This window comes from Saccharothrix luteola (assembly GCF_020859565.1).
GTDB lineage: Bacteria > Actinomycetota > Actinomycetes > Mycobacteriales > Pseudonocardiaceae > Actinosynnema > Actinosynnema luteola.
Genome location: NZ_JAJHUO010000012.1, coordinates 210,274 through 228,915, shown reverse-complemented (window position 1 = coordinate 228,915; position 18,642 = coordinate 210,274). Strand labels below are relative to the sequence as shown.

General features: G+C 74.1%; 12 protein-coding genes. 3 read left to right on the top strand and 9 right to left on the bottom strand.

The window, feature by feature from the left end; all coding sequences use genetic code 11:
• From LNK82_RS18770 to LNK82_RS18730, 9 genes are all read right to left on the bottom strand, one after another.
• Complete coding sequence (locus LNK82_RS18770) at positions 1-1,452, bottom strand: FAD-dependent monooxygenase (RefSeq protein ID WP_230568300.1); 1,452 nt, start codon at positions 1,450-1,452, stop codon at positions 1-3.
• Between the two features lie 26 nt (positions 1,453-1,478).
• Entirely contained in the window at positions 1,479-3,263 is a 1,785-nt protein-coding gene (locus tag LNK82_RS18765) for an acetyl/propionyl/methylcrotonyl-CoA carboxylase subunit alpha (RefSeq protein WP_230568299.1), read from the bottom strand.
• 39 nt (positions 3,264-3,302) lie between these two features.
• Positions 3,303-3,737: a winged helix DNA-binding protein gene (locus LNK82_RS18760; RefSeq protein ID WP_230568298.1), complete on the bottom strand. Its 435-nt coding sequence runs from the start codon at positions 3,735-3,737 to the stop codon at positions 3,303-3,305.
• Positions 3,738-3,770: 33 nt separating this feature from the next.
• Entirely contained in the window at positions 3,771-4,265 is a 495-nt protein-coding gene (locus LNK82_RS18755; RefSeq protein WP_230568297.1) for a nuclear transport factor 2 family protein, read from the bottom strand.
• Between the two features lie 243 nt (positions 4,266-4,508).
• Positions 4,509-5,690: a LuxR family transcriptional regulator gene (locus LNK82_RS47755; protein WP_230568296.1), complete on the bottom strand. Its 1,182-nt coding sequence runs from the start codon at positions 5,688-5,690 to the stop codon at positions 4,509-4,511.
• A 329-nt stretch (positions 5,691-6,019) separates the two neighbouring features.
• Positions 6,020-7,120 carry a thiopeptide maturation pyridine synthase gene (locus LNK82_RS18745; protein WP_230568295.1) on the bottom strand — a complete coding sequence of 367 codons (1,101 nt, stop codon included), beginning with the start codon at positions 7,118-7,120 and terminating at the stop codon, positions 6,020-6,022.
• On the bottom strand, positions 7,117-8,094 hold the full coding sequence (locus LNK82_RS18740) for a thiopeptide-type bacteriocin biosynthesis protein (RefSeq protein ID WP_230568294.1): 978 nt from the start codon (positions 8,092-8,094) through the stop codon (positions 7,117-7,119). Before LNK82_RS18740 ends, LNK82_RS18745 begins: the two co-directional genes overlap by 4 nt.
• Entirely contained in the window at positions 8,087-8,290 is a 204-nt protein-coding gene (locus LNK82_RS18735; RefSeq protein WP_230568293.1) for a hypothetical protein, read from the bottom strand. Before LNK82_RS18735 ends, LNK82_RS18740 begins: the two co-directional genes overlap by 8 nt.
• Positions 8,287-8,466 (bottom strand): hypothetical protein, encoded by a 180-nt coding sequence (locus tag LNK82_RS18730; RefSeq protein ID WP_230568292.1) that lies wholly within the window; start codon positions 8,464-8,466, stop codon positions 8,287-8,289. Before LNK82_RS18730 ends, LNK82_RS18735 begins: the two co-directional genes overlap by 4 nt.
• 578 nt (positions 8,467-9,044) lie before the next feature.
• Here LNK82_RS18730 and LNK82_RS47750 point away from each other — a divergent pair.
• Genes LNK82_RS47750 through LNK82_RS18715 form a run of 3 tightly spaced genes read left to right on the top strand, consistent with a single transcriptional unit; the run spans position 9,045 to position 18,564 of the window.
• Positions 9,045-16,319 (top strand): type I polyketide synthase, encoded by a 7,275-nt coding sequence (locus tag LNK82_RS47750; RefSeq protein WP_230568291.1) that lies wholly within the window; start codon positions 9,045-9,047, stop codon positions 16,317-16,319.
• Complete coding sequence (locus LNK82_RS18720; RefSeq protein ID WP_230568290.1) at positions 16,316-17,593, top strand: cytochrome P450; 1,278 nt, start codon at positions 16,316-16,318, stop codon at positions 17,591-17,593. Before LNK82_RS47750 ends, LNK82_RS18720 begins: the two co-directional genes overlap by 4 nt.
• Positions 17,590-18,564: an SDR family NAD(P)-dependent oxidoreductase gene (locus tag LNK82_RS18715; RefSeq protein ID WP_230568289.1), complete on the top strand. Its 975-nt coding sequence runs from the start codon at positions 17,590-17,592 to the stop codon at positions 18,562-18,564. The genes LNK82_RS18720 and LNK82_RS18715 overlap by 4 nt, the downstream gene beginning before the upstream one ends.
• Positions 18,565-18,642: the final 78 nt, after the last annotated feature.

Below are 18,642 nucleotides of genomic sequence, written 5' to 3'. Positions count from 1 at the left end.
TCAGCCGGCCGGCCCGAACCAGCGGTCCAGGGCCGTCGGCAGGTCGTGGTGAGTGCCCGGCGCGGCCCAGGCCACGTGGCCGTCGGGCCGGACGAGGACCGCCGTGGTCCCGCCGGGGAGGTCGTCGGCCGCGGTCGCGGTGACGACGTCGATCCGGTCGGCCCAGGGAGCCGCCCGTCGGCGCAGGACGGCGTTGTCCGCGAGGTCGAGCAGGACGCCGCGGCCGGCGCGCAGCAGCTCCGCGCCGCTCGTGCGGTGGTGGCCGCGGGTCAGGTCGAGGTGGGGCAACCGCAGGCCCAGCAACGGGTTCTCGCCGCCGCCGACGTCGTAGCGGATGTCCAGGCCGCTCACCCGGGCCGCGAGGTGCCGTTCCACCTCCGGGTGGCGCAGCAGCTCGGTGAACACCTCCCGCAGCGGCGCGACCTCCGCGCCGCCGAGGATGAACGTGCTCTGCGCGCGGGTGTTCACCAGCAGTTGGCGACCGACCTCGTGCCGTTCGGCGTGGTAGGTGTCCAGCAGGGACGGCGGCGCCGTGCCGTTGACGACGGCGGCCAGCTTCCAGCCCAGGTTCACCGCGTCCTGGACACCGGTGTTCATGCCCTGGCCGCCGGCCGGCAGGTGCACGTGGGCGGCGTCGCCGGCGAGCAGCACCCGGCCGCGGCGGTACTCGGTGACCTGGCGGGCCGCGTCGCCGAACGCGCTCACCCAGACCGGCTCGGCCTGCGAGATGTCGGTGTCGGTGAGCCGTTTCCAGACCTCCGCGACCTCGGCGAACGCCGGCGGTCCGCTGCGGCGCCGGGGCGGGGTGCCGCGCTCGCCCACGATGACCCTCGTGGTCCCGTCGGGCAGGCGCGCGGTCATCACCATGCCGCCGGGCACCTGCTCGCCGATCATCCGCGGCTCGATGTCGATGCCGCGCAGGTCGGCCATCAGCAGTTCGGTGGTGGCGTCCGTGCCGGGGAAGTCGAACCCGGCCAGCTTGCGCACCGTGCTGCGACCGCCGTCGCACCCGACGAGGTAGCGGGCGCGCACGGTCTCCGAGGTGCCGGCGACGTGCACCGTGACGCCGTCCGCGTCCTCCTCGAACCCGACGAACTCGACGCCGCGCCGGACGTCCGCGCCCAGTTGGCGCACCCAGCTCTCCAGCACGGCCTCGGTGCGGTGCTGCGGCACGGTCTTCGCCGACTCACGCGCCGCGCCGAGCACGCCGAGGTCCAGCGGTATGCCGCCGAAGTGCCCGAACGTGCCCGTCTGGATCCCGCCGAACCGCGGCAGCAGGCCGCGCTGGTCGAACACCTCCATCGTGCGGATGGTGAACCCGATGCCCCGCGACTCGCCGGTGCGCTCGGGCAGCCGTTCGAGCACGACCACGTCGACGCCCGCCAACCGCAGCTCGCCGGCCAGCATGAGACCCGCGGGTCCCGCGCCCACGACAACGACCGATGCGTACACAGTCCCCTCCCCGGGGGTGGAAGGCTTCATTCGGAGAGCCGGCAGACGACGGCGCCGGCGGCGATCGCGTCGCCCGGCTTCGCGGTGAGGCCGCGGACGACCCCGGCCCGGTGGGCGAGCAGCGGTTGCTCCATCTTCATCGCCTCGACGACCAGGACCAGGTCGCCCGCGCCGACCCGCTGGCCCTCCTCGACGGCGACCTTCACGGTGGTGCCCTGCATGGGCGACACCAGCTCGTCGCCCGTCGCGGCGGCCTTGCGCACCGCCGCACGCGGTTTGCGGACCGCCGTGGCGACGGGTCCGCGCGTGAGCGACGGCAGCGACACCTCAAGGCGGCGGCGGCCGACCTCGACCACGACCGTCTCGCGCGGTGCGGCGGCCGGCTCGTCGTGCGGCTCGCCCTCGTACGGCGGCACGCGGTTGTCGAACTCGGTCTCGATCCACCGGGTGTGCACCGCGAACGGCTCACCCGCGAACGCCGGGTCGTCCACCACCGCGCGGTGGAACGGCAGCGTGGTCGGCACGCCGTCGACCTGGAACTCGGCCAGCGCGCGGGCCGCCCGGCGCAGCGCCTGCCCGCGGGTCGCGCCGGTGACGACCAGCTTGGCCAGCAACGAGTCCCACGCGGGCCGCACGACCGTGCCGCTCTCCACGCCGGAGTCCAGCCGCACGCCCGGCCCGGAGGGCGGCGCGAACCGCGTCACCGTGCCCGGCGCGGGCAGGAAGCCCCGACCGGGGTCCTCGCTGTTGAGCCGGAACTCCAGGGAGTGCCCGCGCGGCACGGGGTCCACGTCGTCCAGCCGCTCGCCGCGGGCCACCCGGAACATCTCCCGCACCAGGTCGACGCCCGTGACCTCCTCCGTCACCGGGTGCTCGACCTGGAGCCTGGTGTTGACCTCCAGGAACGAGATCGCGCCGTCCCGGGCGACCAGGAACTCGCACGTGCCCGCGCCGACGTACCCGACGTGCGCCAGGATCGCCTTGGACGCCCGGTACAGCTCGGCGTTCTGCGCGTCGGTGAGGAACGGCGCGGGCGCCTCCTCGACCAGCTTCTGGTGGCGGCGCTGCAACGAGCAGTCCCGCGTGGAGACGACCACGACGGTGCCGTGCCGGTCGGCCAGGCACTGCGTCTCCACGTGCCGCGGCCGGTCCAGGTAGCGCTCCACGAAGCACTCGCCGCGCCCGAACGCGGCGGTGGCCTCGCGCACCGCCGACTCGAACAGCTCGGGGATCTCCTCACGGGTCCGGGCCACCTTCAGGCCGCGGCCGCCACCGCCGAACGCCGCCTTGATCGCGATCGGCAGCCCGTGCTCGTCGGCGAACGCGACCGCTTCCTCGGGCCCGGCGACCGGCGCCGGCTTGCCCGCGACCAGCGGCGCGCCCACCTCGCGGGCGATGCGCCGGGCCTGCACCTTGTCGCCGAGCGCGCGGATCGCGTCCGGCGACGGCCCGATCCAGGTCAACCCGGCGTCCAGGACGGCCTGGGCGAACCCGGCGTGCTCGGACAGGAAGCCGTAACCGGGGTGCACGGCGTCCGCGCCGGACTCCCGTGCGGCGGCCAGCACCTTGTCGATGTCGAGGTAGCTCGTCGCCGGTGTGTCGCCGCCCAGCGCGAACGCCTCGTCGGCCAGGCGCACGTGCGGTGCGTCCCGGTCGGGATCGGCGTACACCGCCACGCATTCCAGTCCTTCGTCCCGGCACGCGCGGGCAACGCGCACCGCGATCTCGCCGCGATTGGCGATCAGCACTTTTCGCACGGTAGGACCCCCATCCCCGTTTCGAACCACGACCGTGCACCGGGCAGGTTTCATCACCCCGAAAAGAATTCCGGGGTGAATCGACCCGAACGGTCAGAGCGAGCCGTTGTCCCGCATGTTCTCGGCGATCCGCCGCAGCACGTCGTTGGCCGCGAGGAACTCCTCCTGCGTGATGCCGCGCAACTGCTTGTCGGCGTGCGCGTTGACCAGCACCTCGGCCCTCGCGTGCGCCGCGACGCCCGCCTCGGTCGGGGTGATCGCGTCACCGTCCAACTCGGCCCAGCCGCGGGCGGCGAAATCCTCGACGACCGGCCGGTAGGACCGTTCGCGGTCCGCGACGAGGAACGGCGCGAACGCCTCGTCGATCTCCGGCACGGTGGCGACACCGATGTTGATGGCGTGCAGCACCTGCCACTGCCGCCGGTCGATACCCACGTCCCGCAACGCGGTCGTGGTCGCGGCGTCGAACGCCTGGTGCAGCAGGAGCAGCCAGTAGCCGATGCGCTTGGTGGTGTTCTGCTGGAGCACGGACCCTCCCCCTCGGGCTGATGCGATCAGCGGTCAGCGGCCGTGGCCGCGGTCGTGCGGGATCACCCAGTACGGCGTGAGGGTGATCCGGTCGAACAGCCAGCGGCCGTCCACCAGGGCGTACGAGTCGGTGAACTTGCCCGCCACCAGGTACGTCTCCCGGTCGAAGACGACCTTCTCCTCGAAGAAGCACACGCCGGTCGCCCGGTCGCCGTGGATCTCCACGTCGTGCCCGTGCACGAACTGCTTGACCAGCACCCCGGACGCGACCGGGTTGTCCGCGTCGATCCGCGCGGGCAGGCCCGCGAAGTACTCCGCGATGGCGGCGCGGCCGTCGGCCCGGCCGACCTCGCCGTAGTCGAGGTGCGCGTCCTCGGTGAACAGCTCGCCGACGCTCCCCCACGCGTCGTCGTTGATCAACCGGGGCAGGCGGTGGCGCAACTCGTGCAGCGCGCGTGCCTGCTCCAACTCGTCGACGCGCGCGACGAGCGCTTTCACCTGCGCCGCCAGATCGGCTTCTTCGGCCATGGCTCGCGTTTACCCTTCGTCCCATTCGCGATGAGTGGCGACGGTCCCGATCCACGACTTACCGGAATTGTCGGTGCGGGACGCACTCATTCACACGGGATCGATGCTGGCACGGCCGCTTCGACGCCGACAAGGGCCGCACCCGGATACTACGGTCGACCCGCAAACTCGCGACCGACAATTTGTGACCCACGTCACCGCACCACGGCGCCTAATGGGCCGCGGTGCGGTCGGGGCAGCACCTCACGCGTGGTGCTGCAGCGCCGCGCGCAGCTCGTCGCGGCCGGTCACACCGAGTTTTTCGTAGGTGTTGGAAAGGTGGAACTCGACCGTGCGCAGCGCCAGGAACAGTTTCGTCGCGATCTCTTTGTTCGAGTATCCTGCGACCACCAGTTCGGCGATGCGGGCCTGCTGCCGGGTCAACGCGGGCCTGCGCGGTGGCGCGGCGACCGCGGCCAGCGCGCGCTCGGCCAGCTGCGCCCGTTGCGGGTTGCCGGTCTGCCGGGCCAGCCGGTGCGCGCACTGCAGCCGTTGCCGGGCGCCCACCACGTCGCCCCGCGCGGCCAGCCGGATGCCGAGCTCGTAGTGCGACCGCGCCAGCTCGGGCCACGCCTGCGCCAGCTCCAGCAGCTGCCCGGCCTCGCTGAGGCGCTCGACCTCCTGGCCGTCGGCGTCCACGACCGCCAAGGCGCACAACGCGCGCCCGACCGTGCGGGACTCGCCCCACAGGACGGCGGCCTCGTACTCCTGCCGCGCCAGGGCGACGGCGAGCTGGTCCCGCCCGGCCGAGAACGCCGCCAGCGCCGCCTCGCTGCGCCACGGCGTCACCGCCGGGTTTGCCACGCCGCGCGCGATCAACTCCCGCCCGCAGCCCAGGTACTGGGCCACCGCCAGACCGGGCCGCCCGTCCGCCATCGCCATCGCGCCCCGTGCGGCGAGCAGCACCGGGCGGCACGCGACGCCCGCCTCCAGCGCCTCGTCCAGCCGGTGCTCCCGGGCGAGCGCGCGGGCGCCGGCCGCGTCGCCGCACTCGGCCAGCAGCTCCACCGCCCAGCCGACGGCGACCAGGCGGGTCTCGAGCTGCGTGTCGGCCGACATCAGCCGGGCGAGCAGCGCGTGCGCGCGCTCCACGTCGCCGAACAGCCGGGCGATGCGCGCCTGGAGCAACGCCACCACGCCGGAGACCTCCGGCCGGTCGGCGTTGAGCAGGCTGTGCGCGTCGGCGGTGACCAGCTCACCGCCGTAGATCAACGTCGACAGCGCCCGTGCGACGCAGACCTCGCGGCTCCGACAGGCCGCGTCCTCCAACGCCTCTTCGGCGCACCGGATCGCGCCGACCCAGTCCCGCCCGACCACCAGCAGGCGCAGCGCGCGGTCGGCCGCGCACGGCGCCCCCGTGGCCTCGTCGACGTGCTCGACGGGCACGACCTCTCTTCGCCCCAACGGCAGGAACGCTTCGAACAGCGGAGCGTCCCTGCTCTGCCCAGACCTCGACCGATCTGCCGAATGCACCATCCCGGACCCCTCGTGAACGTCCCCACAGCGCCGCCCTCACCCTGACGGCCCACCCACCGAAACCGGTCACGCTCGGTCAGAAAACCTGTAACCCACGGTAGAACCATCCCATTCCAATATCCAGCGGGATAGCGGCGGTGGCACGCCCGCGACCACGTCGATCCTGTGAACACGAGCACTCTTCGCCTGCCGGACGGGGGCACGCGGCGCGGCGAACGGGGGGCCTGCGGCCGGATGGGTCAGGGTGCCGGGTTCGGGTGGAACTCCACGTGGGTCCGGATGGTGTCCACGGCGGCGATGCCGTAGATCTCCTCCACCGCGTTCGCCGCCGCGTGGCAGGTGCGGAAGCGCTGGAACGGGGTCAGGCCGAGCCGGCTGATCTGGAGGTAGGTGCAGTTGAGCAGGAACCGGTGGCGGAGGAAGTCCGGGCTGCGGAACACGGCCTCGCGGTAGGTGCGGTTGCCGGCGAGCGGCGGTTCGGTCGGCGCTTCGGTCGGCATCGGCGGGAAGACCAGGTCCCGCTCGATCAGCGGCTCGACGCGTCGGCCGTAGTCGTGGCACCGGACGGCCCACCGGCGGGCGTACGGCGTCGGGTTCGCACCGCCGTCCAGCGTGGCGAGCACGGCCCGCGTCCTGGCGACCAGGGTCTCGCGGTGCGCGTCGTAGTGGTCGTCGAACGCCGCGCGGACCGCGTCCGGGTCGACGCACGAGCTCAGGAACCCCTCGGCGTGGGAGCGGTAGGACGCGAAGCCCGCCGTGACGGGCGGGCACGCGGTCACCGTGGTGGCCAGCATCAGCTCCAGTGCGATCAGCTCCTTGGCGTCGGCGCCCGCGCGGACCCGGTCGAGCATCCGGAACAGCAGGTTCGTGGTCTCGGAGGCGAACGAGGCCATCAGCTCGCCGGTCTCCGCGCTGCGGATCACGTGCGGCCTGGCGTCGTAGGGCTGCTCGTGGATGGAGTTGTCCGGGAACCACGGCACGAGCGGCCCGCGCTCCTGCTCGCGCCGGGCCAGGAGCCGGTGCTGGGCCAGGTCGTGCGCCAGGTCGGGCTCGGTCGTGGACGGGTGGGCGGCCAGGTACTCGCCGACCACGCTCTCGATGCGCGGCCGGACCACGCGCGCCCACGTGTCGGGGTCGGTCTTGGCGAACAGGCGCAGGTGCGGGCCCTGCCGCCAGTGCCGGGTGAGGTAGAGGCCGTCCACGCGCGAGCGCAGGTGCTGGAAGACGGGGCGGACCGCGTCGAGGATGAGCCGGTCCTTGTCCGGGTCGTAGTAGTAGACGTGCAGGCTGTGCCAGGTGGTGCGGGTGTCCAGGTCGGCGCGTTCGGTCTCGACGGTCACAGCGGTGCCACCTCGTCCTGGTGATCGGGGAGTTCGGACAGCGTTCGGGCGGCGAGGGAGGCCAGCCGCGCCTCCGTGGCCGTCGAGAGGCCGAGGCGGTTGCACAGCAGGTGCGCGCAGCGCAGGACGACGTACGGGACCACCGGGTCGTCCGGTCGCAGCGCCCGCGCCAGTCCGGCGAACGGCGACAGCGCGTCCACGGGGGCGAAGTCGCCGCGCGCCCGCAACCCGGTCAGGGTCGCGTGCAGGACCCGGATCGACAGCCACCACGCCGCGAGGACGTCGGTGTGGGCGAGGTCGGCGGGGTCGGCCGACGCGTGCGCCCACAGCCGCCGGGTCTGGTCGCGCAGGTCGTCACGGCGGTCCGGGAGGCCCGGCGACGGCAGCCGGGTCCGCACCGCGGCGAAGCGGGCGACGGCCCGTCGCAGGTCGGGTTCGCACACCGCGAGGGTGAGCGTGAGCATGGCCAGCGCCGCGGCCGCCCGCCGTTCGCGAGGTGCGGCCAGGAGGTGGACGGCGATGCGGCTGGAGTCGGCGAAGTGCCGTTCGACGGCGCGCAACGCCCGGCCGTCGCCGTACGCGTGGTGTTCCGGCTCGTAGGCGATGAACTCCACCGTGTCGACCTCTCGCAGCCGCCGGTCCCACTTGGCCAGGCGCTCGCCCTCGGCGCGGCGGCGGGCGACGGCCTCGTAGTCGCCCTGGGACCAGCGGTCGGGCGGCGAGGGGTGGTCGGCCAGGTGCCGTGCGCACGACCGCACCACCGCCGCCCTGATCCCGGCCGCCGGAGCCCTGGCGAGCAGGCGCAGGCGCACGTGCGGTCCGCCCTCCCAGTAGCGGAGGAAGAACCAGCCGCCGACCTGCCCCGTCCGGGTCAGCTCCTCGCACAGCGGGGCCATCGCCCGGGAGACCAGGAGGTCCTGGTCGCCGCGGTGGAAGACGTGCGCGCCGACCCAGTCGCGAACCGGTTCAGCCATGCCGGTCCGTCACGGAGGGCTCGAAGACCTGGCCGGGGGCGACGGACGTGGCGGGGACGAACTCGACCTCGACAGGCAGCGGGCGGGCCATCCCGCCGCCGGACACACCGCCCGCCCCGGACCCGCCCGCCGACGGTCCTGGCGTGCGGTCGATGAACCCGGCGTGCGGCACCGGTTCCTCCAGCGCCGGGGTCAACCGACGGCCTCCCACCGGCCGCCGCGGTCCCACTCGTCACCCCACTCGTCGCCGAACGCGCCGAGCTCGGTCAGCCCGTGCCCCTGCGTCAGCTCTTCCGGACCCACCGCCGGCACCACACCGATCATCCCGCCCAGGAGGTCGTCGAGGTTCTGCACAGGCTCGGGGACAGTCATGAGATCACTTCCAGGATCGGGATCGTGGTGCGCCCGAACGGTTCGCCCGGTCCAGTGCAGCACGGCCGATCCGGTATCCCACGTCGAACCACTCGGGCGGGTTGCCCGCGCCGATCCCCCGGCCGCACGCCTCGTGATCGGCGCCGTTACGCCACGGCGGTTCTCCGTCACCTGGACGTGGTCGGCTCGTGCGGCTTGGTGCGCCACGGGTAGTCGGCCGAGCGGTCCGTCACCGTGACGCCGGGTCGAGCAGTCCCCGGAAGGGGGAACGACCGCGCGTGCAGCGGACGTCGCCGCTCGAACCTGGTGGACCGCGCGCGTTTCAGGTGGCGTGACCGCGTGTGCGCACGAGAAGACGGCCGGACCGCGGTCACACCACGGGTGGTCGCCCGGTCGGGTTGGGCGGACCCCGGCGCGACACGCTCGGCCCGCCAGTCCGCTGTGGACGGCGCGGTGGCCGGAAACCTCGTCCGCGGCGAACACCGGTCCGGGTGAACCTGGCGGTCTGCGTTGGCGGGGCGGTGTAGCGGCCGGCAAGGCTGGTGGCGGACCGGGCCGGCGGCGGCGAAGGGTGAGGCGTGCACACTGCGAACGATCACGAGGACCACTCCGTCGCCATCGTGGGTGCGGCTTGTCGGCTGCCCGGCGGGATCGACGACCTCGGCGGGCTGTGGCAGGCGTTGGTCGACGGCCGGGACCTGGTCGGCGAGGCACCGACCGACCGGTTCGACCTCGGCCGGTTCACCGACCGGGACCTGCCGCGACCGGGCAAGGGCTACACCACGGCGGGCGGGTACCTGGACGACCTCGCGGGGTTCGACGCGGCGCACTTCGGCATCTCGCCGAAGGAGGCCGGGCAGATCGACCCGCAGCACCGGTTGCTGCTGGAGCTGGCGGCCGAGGCGCTGGACGACGCCGGGATCGCGCGCGAGGTCCTGGCCGGCAGCGACACGGCGGTGTTCGTCGGCATCTCCGACAACGCCTACGGCACCCTGCAGATGGTCGACGCGCGCCGGATCAGCGCCTACACCATGTCCGGCGCCGCGTCCTCGATCGCCGCCAACCGCATCTCCTACTGCCTCGACCTGCGCGGACCGAGCATGGCCGTGGACACCGCCTGCTCCTCGTCGCTCGTGGCGTTCGACCAGGCGTGCCGGGCGGTGCTGGACGGCACCAGCCGCACGGCCTTGTGCGGCGGGGTGAACGCGTTGGTCAGCCCCTACCACTACGTCGGTTTCTCGCAGGCCTCGATGCTGTCGAGGACAGGCCGCTGCTCGGCGTTCTCCGCCGACGCCGACGGCTTCGTGCGCGCCGAGGGCGGCGGGTTGGTCGTGCTCAAGCGGCTCGCGGACGCCCGGGCCGACGGCGACCGGATCCACGCCGTGGTCCTGGCCAACGGCAGCAACAGCGACGGCCGCACCATGGGCCTGTCGCTGCCCAACGCCGATGCCCAGGAAGAGTTGCTCCGGGCGGTGTACGCCAGGGCCGGCGTACGCCCGGACGAGATCGCCTACTTCGAGGCGCACGGCACCGGCACTCCCGTGGGTGACCCGATCGAGTGCACCGCGATCGGCCGGGCGCTGGGACGCCACCGCACCGCCGGTCCGCTGCCGATCGGGTCGGTCAAGACCAACGTCGGCCACCTCGAACCCGCCTCCGGCATCGTCGGCCTGCTCAAGGCCGTGCTGGTGCTGCGGCACCGGCTGATCCCGCCGTCGCTGCACGCCGATCCGCCCAACCCGGACATCGACTTCACCGGCCTCGGCCTGGCGGTGGTCACCGCACCGCGCCCGATCCCCGGCGACGACCGGATCGTCGCCGGCGTCAACTCCTTCGGCTTCGGCGGCGCCAACGCCCACGTCGTGCTGGCCTCGCCGCCCGCGCCGGAGCCGGTCGAGCCGCAGGGCGACGACCCGCGCCCGGTGCTGGTGTCGGCGAGTTCACCCGAAGCGCTGGAGCAGGCCACCGCCGACCTCGTCGACCACCTCGGCCGCTCCGAGGACTTCTACGACCTCGCCTACACGACGTGCGTGCGCCGCGGCCACCACCGGTACCGCCGGGGGGTGCTCGCCACCGGACCGGCGGAGGCCGCCCGCCTGCTGCCCGACGCGACGCCGGTCGAGGCCGTCGGCGAGGGCCGGATCGGGTTCGTCTACTCCGGCAACGCCTCGCAGTGGGCCGGGATGGGCGTGGACCTGTTGTCCGACAAGGACTTCCGGGTAGCCGTGGAACAGGTGGACACCGCGCTCACCGCGTACCTCGGCTGGTCCGTGCTGGACCGCCTCACCACGGTCACGGCGGAGGAGCTGGCTGCCACCGGGATCGCCCAGCCGCTGCTGTTCGCCGTCCAGGTCGGCGTGACCGAGGTCCTGCGCGCCAACGGCATCGTGCCCGCGGCCGTGCTCGGCCACAGCGTCGGCGAGGTGGCCGCCGCCTGGGCCGCCGGCGCGCTGCCGCTGGACCAGGCCGCCTGGGTGATCGCCGAGCGCAGCCGGGCCCAAGCCCCCACCGCCGGTGGCCGGATGGCCGCGGTGCCGCTGTCCGCCGACGACCTGCGCCGACTGCACCCGGCGGCGGAGATCGCCGGGATCAACACGCCCAAGGACGTCACCGTCGCAGGCCCTGCCGACGCCGTCGCGGCCCTGGTCGCCGACCTCGAAGCCCACGACGTCGCCTGCGCCGACCTCGGCCTGGACTACGCCTTCCACACCGCCGCGATGGACCCGGTCCGCGAACCCCTGTGCGCCGCGCTCTCCGGCCTGAGCCCGGCCGGCACCACCATCCCCCTGGTCTCCACCGTCACCGGCGCCGTGATCGACGGCGCCGAGCTGGACGCGGACTACTGGTGGCGCAACGTCCGCGAGCCGGTCCGCTTCGCCGACGCCGTCACGCACGCCCTGGCCGACGGCGTGGACGTGCTGGTCGAGATCGGCCCGCACCCCGTGCTGCGCGGCTACTTGCGCAAGCTCGCCGCAGCACGCCCACAGACCCCGACCGCGGTCGTGCCGACCCTGCACCGCGACGCCGACGGGCCGGCCGCCACCCGCACCGCCGTGTCCACCGTGCTCGCCGCGGGCGGCCGGGTCGACCGCGACCGCTACTTCCCGACCCCCGGCCGCGTCACCGACCTGCCCGCCTACCCCTGGCAACGGGAGCGGCACTGGGAAGGCACTCCCGAGCAGTGGCTGCGCACCAGCGGCGACGGCCGCGTCCACCACCCGATGCTCGGCGAACGCCTGCCGTCACCGCAGCCGTTGTGGCAGGGCCCGGTGGAACCGGTGCTCGTGCCGTGGCTGGTGGACCACCGACTGGCGGGCTCGGTGGTGATGCCGGCCGCCGGGTTCGTGGAGATGGCTCTCGCCGCGGGCAACCGGGCCCTCGGTCACCCGGTGGAGGTCAGGCACCTGGAGATCAGCCGACCCCTGGTCGTGCCGTGGCCCGACGCGTCGAGCGCGCACACGCAGGTCTCGGTCGACCCGCGCGCCGGCACCGTGACCATCACGAGCACCGACGGCGCCGATCCCGATCCGCGTGCGCACGTCCGCGGCCGGGTCCGCCGGCTGATCGGCCGAGCGCCCGGACCGCAGGACCCCGAAGCCCTCCGCGCCGGTCTGAGCCGCCGCGTCGACGGCGCCGACCAGTACGCCGAGCTGGATGGGCTCGGCCTCGGCTACGGCCCCGCGTTCCAGGTCCTCACCGAACTGCTCGTCGGTGACGGCCGGGTGCTCGCCTCCTACCGGCACGACGGCCCGGCGGACGACTTCGTGCTCCACCCCGTGCTGCTCGACGGCGCCCTCCAGGCGGGTGCGCCGCTCATCGCCCGGAAGCTCCGGGAAGACGCCTTCCTGCCCGCCGCGTTCGACGCCCTGCGGGTGTGGCGCACGCCGGCGAGCGAGGGCCTCGTGCACGTCCGGGAACGGATGCTCACCTCCAACGAGGCCTGTTGGGACATCACCGTGCTGGACCCCGACGGCACGGTGACCGTCGAGGTCGAGGGCGCCCGGATGCGCCGGATGGGCGGGACGGGACGGAGCGGAGTCCGGCGCGGGCACACCGTACTTCGCGCCGCCCCGCACCACGACGAGCCGGCGCCGCCGAGCCCGTTGCCCGGCGCGGACGAGCTGCTGGCCGCCGCACGGCCCAGGCTCGGGGAACTCCGGGAGACCTCCGAAGCCGGGCTGGCCCGCGCCGGTGAGCTGCACGTGGAGCTCGCGGCGCACTGGATCGTCGAGGCGGTGCGTGACTCGCTGCCCGGGGCGGTGGAGTTCTCGCTCGGTGACCTGGTGGCCTCGGGCCTGCCGACCAAGCACCTCCGATTCGTGGAACTGCTGCTGCCGCGGGCCGAGGCGGCGGGTCTCCTGCGGCCGGTGGCACCGGGGCGGTGGCGGTTCTCCGGGACCGTTCCGGACTCCGACAAGCTCCTGCGCCAGGTCTTGGCCGAGGTGCCGTCGGCCGCCGTCGAGATACTCACCGCCCTCACCTTCAACCACGTGGTCGGGTTGGTCCGGGGCGAGGCGGACCCGTTGGAGCAGCTGGCCACCGACGAGAACCAGCGGCTGCTGGCCCAGTTCTACGACCTCGGAGGGACCAGCCGCTTCCACAACCTGGTGGTCCAGGAGTTGCTGCGGCAGGTGGTCCGGCAGTGGCCGGCAGACCGGCCGCTGCGGGTCCTGGAGGTCGGCGCGGGCACCGGCGGGCTCACCGCCGCGGTGCTGCCCGTGCTGCCCGCCGACCGGACCCGCTACACGTTCACCGACGTGTCGTCGTACTTCACCTCCCGCGCCGAACAGCGGTTCGCCGGCCGTGACTGGGTGGAGTTCGGCACCTTCGACCTGGACCGCCCGCCGGCCGAGCAGGGGTTCGCCGAGGGCGCGTTCGACGTCGTGCTGGCCGCCAACGCCCTGCACACGGCCAAGGACCTGACCCGGGCGCTGACGAACGTCGCGGCGCTCCTGGCGCCCGGCGGCAGGCTGGTCGCCCACGAATCGCACAACCCCGTCGTGCTCGCGCCGGTCTTCGGGCTGTTGGACGGCTTCTGGCACGCCGAGGACCGGGCGCTGCGGCCGGACACCGTGCTGCTCGACCGCGACCGGTGGCCGGACCTGTTGCGCCGAACCGGTTTCACCGACGTCGTGCAGACTGGTGCCGAGACCACGCGGCTGCGCCGTGACTTCTCGGTGCTGATGGCCACGGCGCCGCACGTCGACCGCGACCGGCCCGCGCTGCCGCCGGGCGACCCGGACCTGCGCTGGACGTTGCTCCCCGAGACCGACGCCGAAACGCCGCTGGCCGAGCGGACCGCACGGCTGCTGCGCTCGGCGGGCTGCCCCGAGCCGCGGGTCGTGCCGGCCGCTGAGTGGACGCCGGACGGCACCGACCCGGTGCTGATCCTCGGTGAACCGGGAACGCCGCTCCTGGACCGGACCACGCGGTGCGCGGCGCTGCTGCGGTCGATCGCCGAACGCCCCGGCACGGGCGCCGTGTGGCTGGTGACCCGACCCTGTGGCGCGCTACCGACGGAGGTCGAGGCGCCGGGTGACGCGGCGGTCTGGGGCGTGGCTCGCGTGGTCGCCAACGAGTGCCCCGACCTCGTGGTGCGGCGTATCTCCCTCGCCCGCACGGGCGACTCCGCGGAGCGACTGGCCAGGGAACTGCTCGCACCGGGCGCGGAGGACGAGTTCGCGCTCACCCCGCACGGCCGGTTCGCACCCCGTGAGGTCGACCTGCCCGCCACGGTGCCCGATCCCGCCGCGTACCAACTGGAGGTGCGGTCACCCGGCTTGTCCTACGAACTCGGCTGGCGTGCGGTCGAACGCCCCGAACCGGGACCGGACCAGGTGCGGGTCGCCGTGCGGGCCGCCGCGCTGAACTACCGGGACGTCATGCAGGCCACCGGGTTCCTGCCGGCGGAGAGCTACGAGTTCACCGGTCTGCACTCGCCCGGCCTGGAGTGCGCGGGCGTGGTGACGGCGGTGGGCGAGGCCGTGACCCGGTTCGCCGTCGGCGACCGGGTGGCCGGGCTGGCGCCGGGCTCGCTCGCCTCCGAGGTCCTCGCGCCGGCGCGGTCGTTGATGCCGGTGCCCGGGTCGATGACCGACACCGAGGCGGCGACCATGCCGGTCGTGTTCGGCACCGTCGTCTACGGCCTGGGCAGGCTGGCCCGGCTGGAGGCGGGCGAGACGGTGCTGGTGCACGGCGGCGCGGGCGGTGTCGGGCTGGCCGCCCTCCAGTTCGCCCGGGCCTGCGGCGCGACGGTGATCGCCACGGCCGGCAGCCCAGCCAAACGGGTCCTCCTGCGCACCCTCGGTGTCGAGCACGTGCTGGACTCGCGCAGCCTCGACTTCGCCGACGAGGTCCGCCGGATCACGGGCGGGCGCGGGGTGGACGTGGTGCTCAACTCGCTGGCAGGTCCGGCGATCGTCCGCAGCCTGGAGCTGCTGCGCCCCGGCGGCCGGTTCGTCGAGCTCGGCAAGCGCGACATGTACGAGGACAACGACCTCCCGCTGCGCCCTTTCGTCAACAACCTGGCCTTCTTCGGCGTCGACCTGTCCGCGCTGTCGACCGACCCGGTGGTCGCCGAACGGCTGCTCGCCGAGGCGATGGACGAGCACGCCTACCGCCCGTTGCCGCACACGGTCTTCCCCGCCGGGCGGATCGGCGAGGCGTTCCGGCAGCTCCAGCACTCCTGGCACGTCGGCAAGGTCGTGGTGTCCTTCGACCCCGGCGCCGAACCGGTGACGGTGACGGGCGCCCCGGCGGCGCCCGCCCTCGACCCCGGCGGGACCTACCTGGTGACCGGCGGGCTGGGCGGGTTCGGCGCGGCCACCGCGCGGTGGCTGGCCGGACGCGGCGCCCGGCACCTCGCCCTCGTCGGTCGACGCGGCGCGGACTCGCCCGAAGCGCCGGCGCTGCTCGCCGAGCTGGAGGCACGTGGGGTGCACGCCACGGCGCACCGCGCCGACGCCGCCGACCCGGAGGCCATGCGCCGGATCGTCACCGAACTGGATCCACCGCTGCGCGGTGTCGTGCACGCCGCGATGCACCTGGACGACGCGCCGCTCACCGAACTGGACGACGAGCGCTTCCGCGCCGTGCTCAGCCCCAAGCTCGGTGGCGCGGTCGTGCTCGACGAGCTGACCAGGGACCTCGACCTGGACCTGTTCGCCCTCTACTCCTCGGGCGCGGCGCTCGTCGGCAACCACCAGCAGGCTCCCTACGTGGCGGGGAACCTGTTCCTGGAAGCGCTGGCGCGACGACGCCGTGCCCTGGGCCTGCCGGGCACGGCGATCGCGTGGGGCGCCATCGGCGAGACCGGTTACGTCGCCCGCAACAACATCGAGGCCACGATGTCCGCGATCGGGATGGACCCGATCACACCGGCGGACGCGTTCGACGCGTTGGGGGAACTGCTGGCCGCGGACCACGCGGTGGCCTGGGTCGGCCGGTTCAACTGGTCGAAGTTCAGCGCCCTGGTGCCCGCCCTGCGCACGCCGCGGTTCGGCGCGCTGGCCCGACCATCCGAAGTCGCCGGCGGCGAGCGCAAGGAGGAGCTGATCCGCCAACTCGGCCGGATGGAGCCGGAGGAGGCGGTGGCCACCATCTCCGAGCAGGTCACCTCCCTGCTCGGCGAGGTGCTGCGGATGGACCCGACCGCCATCGACCACCACCGCCGCATCGACCACTACGGCATGGACTCGCTGATGGCCGCCGAACTGCTGGTCTCCGCACGCCGCCGCTTCGACGTCGACATACCGCCCCTGGAACTCGCCCGGTCCGGCGGCACGGTCGCCGACATCACCGAGCTGATCCACCTGCGCCTCGGCCTGCGCCGTCCGGAAAGGATCTCCTCGTGACCGCGCGCCGACCGGCACGGGCCTCGCTCGCGGACACGATCGCGCTCGGCGCCCTGGTGCTCGTGCCCACGCTCGCCCAGGGCGCGATCCTGCGGCGACGTCGCATGGTGGGGCTGGCCGCCCGGTGGGACACCAACGACTGGGCGTGCCGGCTGCTGCGCCGGCTGCGGCGGCAACACGGCACGGGACCGTTGCTGGTCAAGGTGTTGCACCGCCGGGTGTTGTTGCTGCTGTCACCGGAGGACGCCCGGCAGGCGTTGGAGCGGACCACGGTCTCGCTCACCGCGGCCAGCCGGGACAAGGTCGCCACCCTCGGCCACTTCGAGCCCGGCGCGGTGCTGCTCTCCCGCGGCCTGATCCGGGAGGAGCGCCGCCGCTTCAACGAGTCCGTGCTCGACCACCCCAAGACCGACCACCACCTGTGCCCCGCCTTCGACGCCGTCATCCGCGCCGAGGCCGCCGACCTGATCGGCCGCACGACCGGCCGCGGGGCGGAGCTGACCTGGGACGAGTTCGTGCGCACCTACCGGCGGATCGTGCGGCGGGTGGTCCTCGGCGACGCGGCCAAGGACGACGAGCAGCTCACCGCGCTGCTCGACGCGCTGCGCGCCGACGCCAACTGGTTCCGGCTGCGCCCCCGGCGCGACGCGTTGCGCGAGCGGTTGTGGGACCGGGTGCTCGGCTACCTCGACGAGGGGTCCGGCGGGCTGGCCTCGTGCGTCGCCGAGGCGCCCCAGACCGCGCGGACCCTGCCGCAGGCGCAGGCCCAGCACTGGCTGTTCGCCTTCGACGCCGCCCCGATCGCCACCTTCCTGGCGCTGGGCCTGCTGGCGGGGCACCCGGACCGGACGCGCACCGATCACGACTACTTGCGCGCGTGCGTGCGGGAGTCGTTGCGGCTGTGGCCGACGACCCTGGCCATCCTGCGCGACACCACCCGGCGCACGACCTGGTCGGACGGCAGCACCGTGCCGGCGGGGACCGCGGTCGTCTACTACAGCTCCTACTTCCACCGCGACGCCGACCGCCTGCCCTACGCGGACCGGTTCGAGCCGGAGGTGTGGCTGGACGGGCGGGCGTCGGAGGACTGGTCGCTCGCGCCGTTCAGCCGGGGTCCGGCCGAGTGCCCGGGGCAGCACCTGGTGCTCTTCACCAGCGCCACCCTGCTGTCCGCGTTGCTCGACCAGGGCTTGCGGCAGGTCGGCGGCGTCCGGTTGACGCCCGACCGCCCGCTGCCCCGCACGGCCGACCACCACGCGCTGCGGTTCGCATGAGCCGGCTGATCGGGCGGCTGCTCTTCTCCCGGTCACGGGTGCGCCCGGCCCGGTTGCGGCGCGCGGTGCGGGACCGGGTCGTGGTCGTCACCGGCGCCTCGCACGGCGTCGGCAGGCAGACCGCGCGGCAGTTGGCCGACGCGGGCGCGACCGTGCTCGTCCTGGCCCGGTCGGCGCACCTGCTCGACGAGCTGGTGGAGCAGATCCGGGCGCACGGCGGGCGGGCCGACGCCTACCCCGTCGACCTCGCCGACTTCACCGCCGTGCGCGAGGTCGCCGAGCGGATCCTCGCCGAGCACGGGCCGGTCGACGTGCTGGTCAACAACGCGGGCAAGTCGATCCGCCGCTCGGTGGAGCTGTCCGGGCGGCGGTTCCACGACTTCCGGCGGCTCACCGACGTCAACTACCTCGGCCCGCTGCGGCTGACGCTGGAACTGCTGCCCGCCATGCGCGCGGCCCGACGCGGCCGGATCGTGTCGGTGTCCACGTTCGCCGCGCGGATGCCGCCGTTCCCCCGGTGGGGCGGCTACCAGGCGTCGAAGGCGGCGTTCGACGTGTGGCTGCGCGCGCTGGCGCCCGAGGTGGCCGGTGACGGCGTCCGGGTCGTGCCGGTCTACCTCGGGCTGGTGGACACCAGGATGAGCGCGCCGCTGCTGGCCGCCGGCCGGGTGCCCGCGTTGGACGTGCGGGACGCGGCGCAGACCGTGTGCGCGGCGGTGTGCACGCGGCGGCACAGCCTCGGTCCGTGGTGGTGCCTGCCCGCCGAGCTGGGCGCGGGGGTGGTCTCCCGGCCGCTGCGGGCGGTCCTGGCGTGGTGGTACCGCCGTGGTCGGGACACGCCGGCCGCGGTGCGCGCCGCTCGTGCCGCGGCGGACCGGCCGCGACCGGAGTCGCTCCCCGCCCAGGCCGAGCGCCGGCCGCCGCCCGGACGGGTGCCCGTGGCCCGTCCCGACCGGTCCGAACAGCCGTGACCACGCGGCGTGAGCGCCGGTCACGCGTCCGGGGAATGGCCGATCACCCGAGCCGGCGCGGATCATGGCCGCGGACCG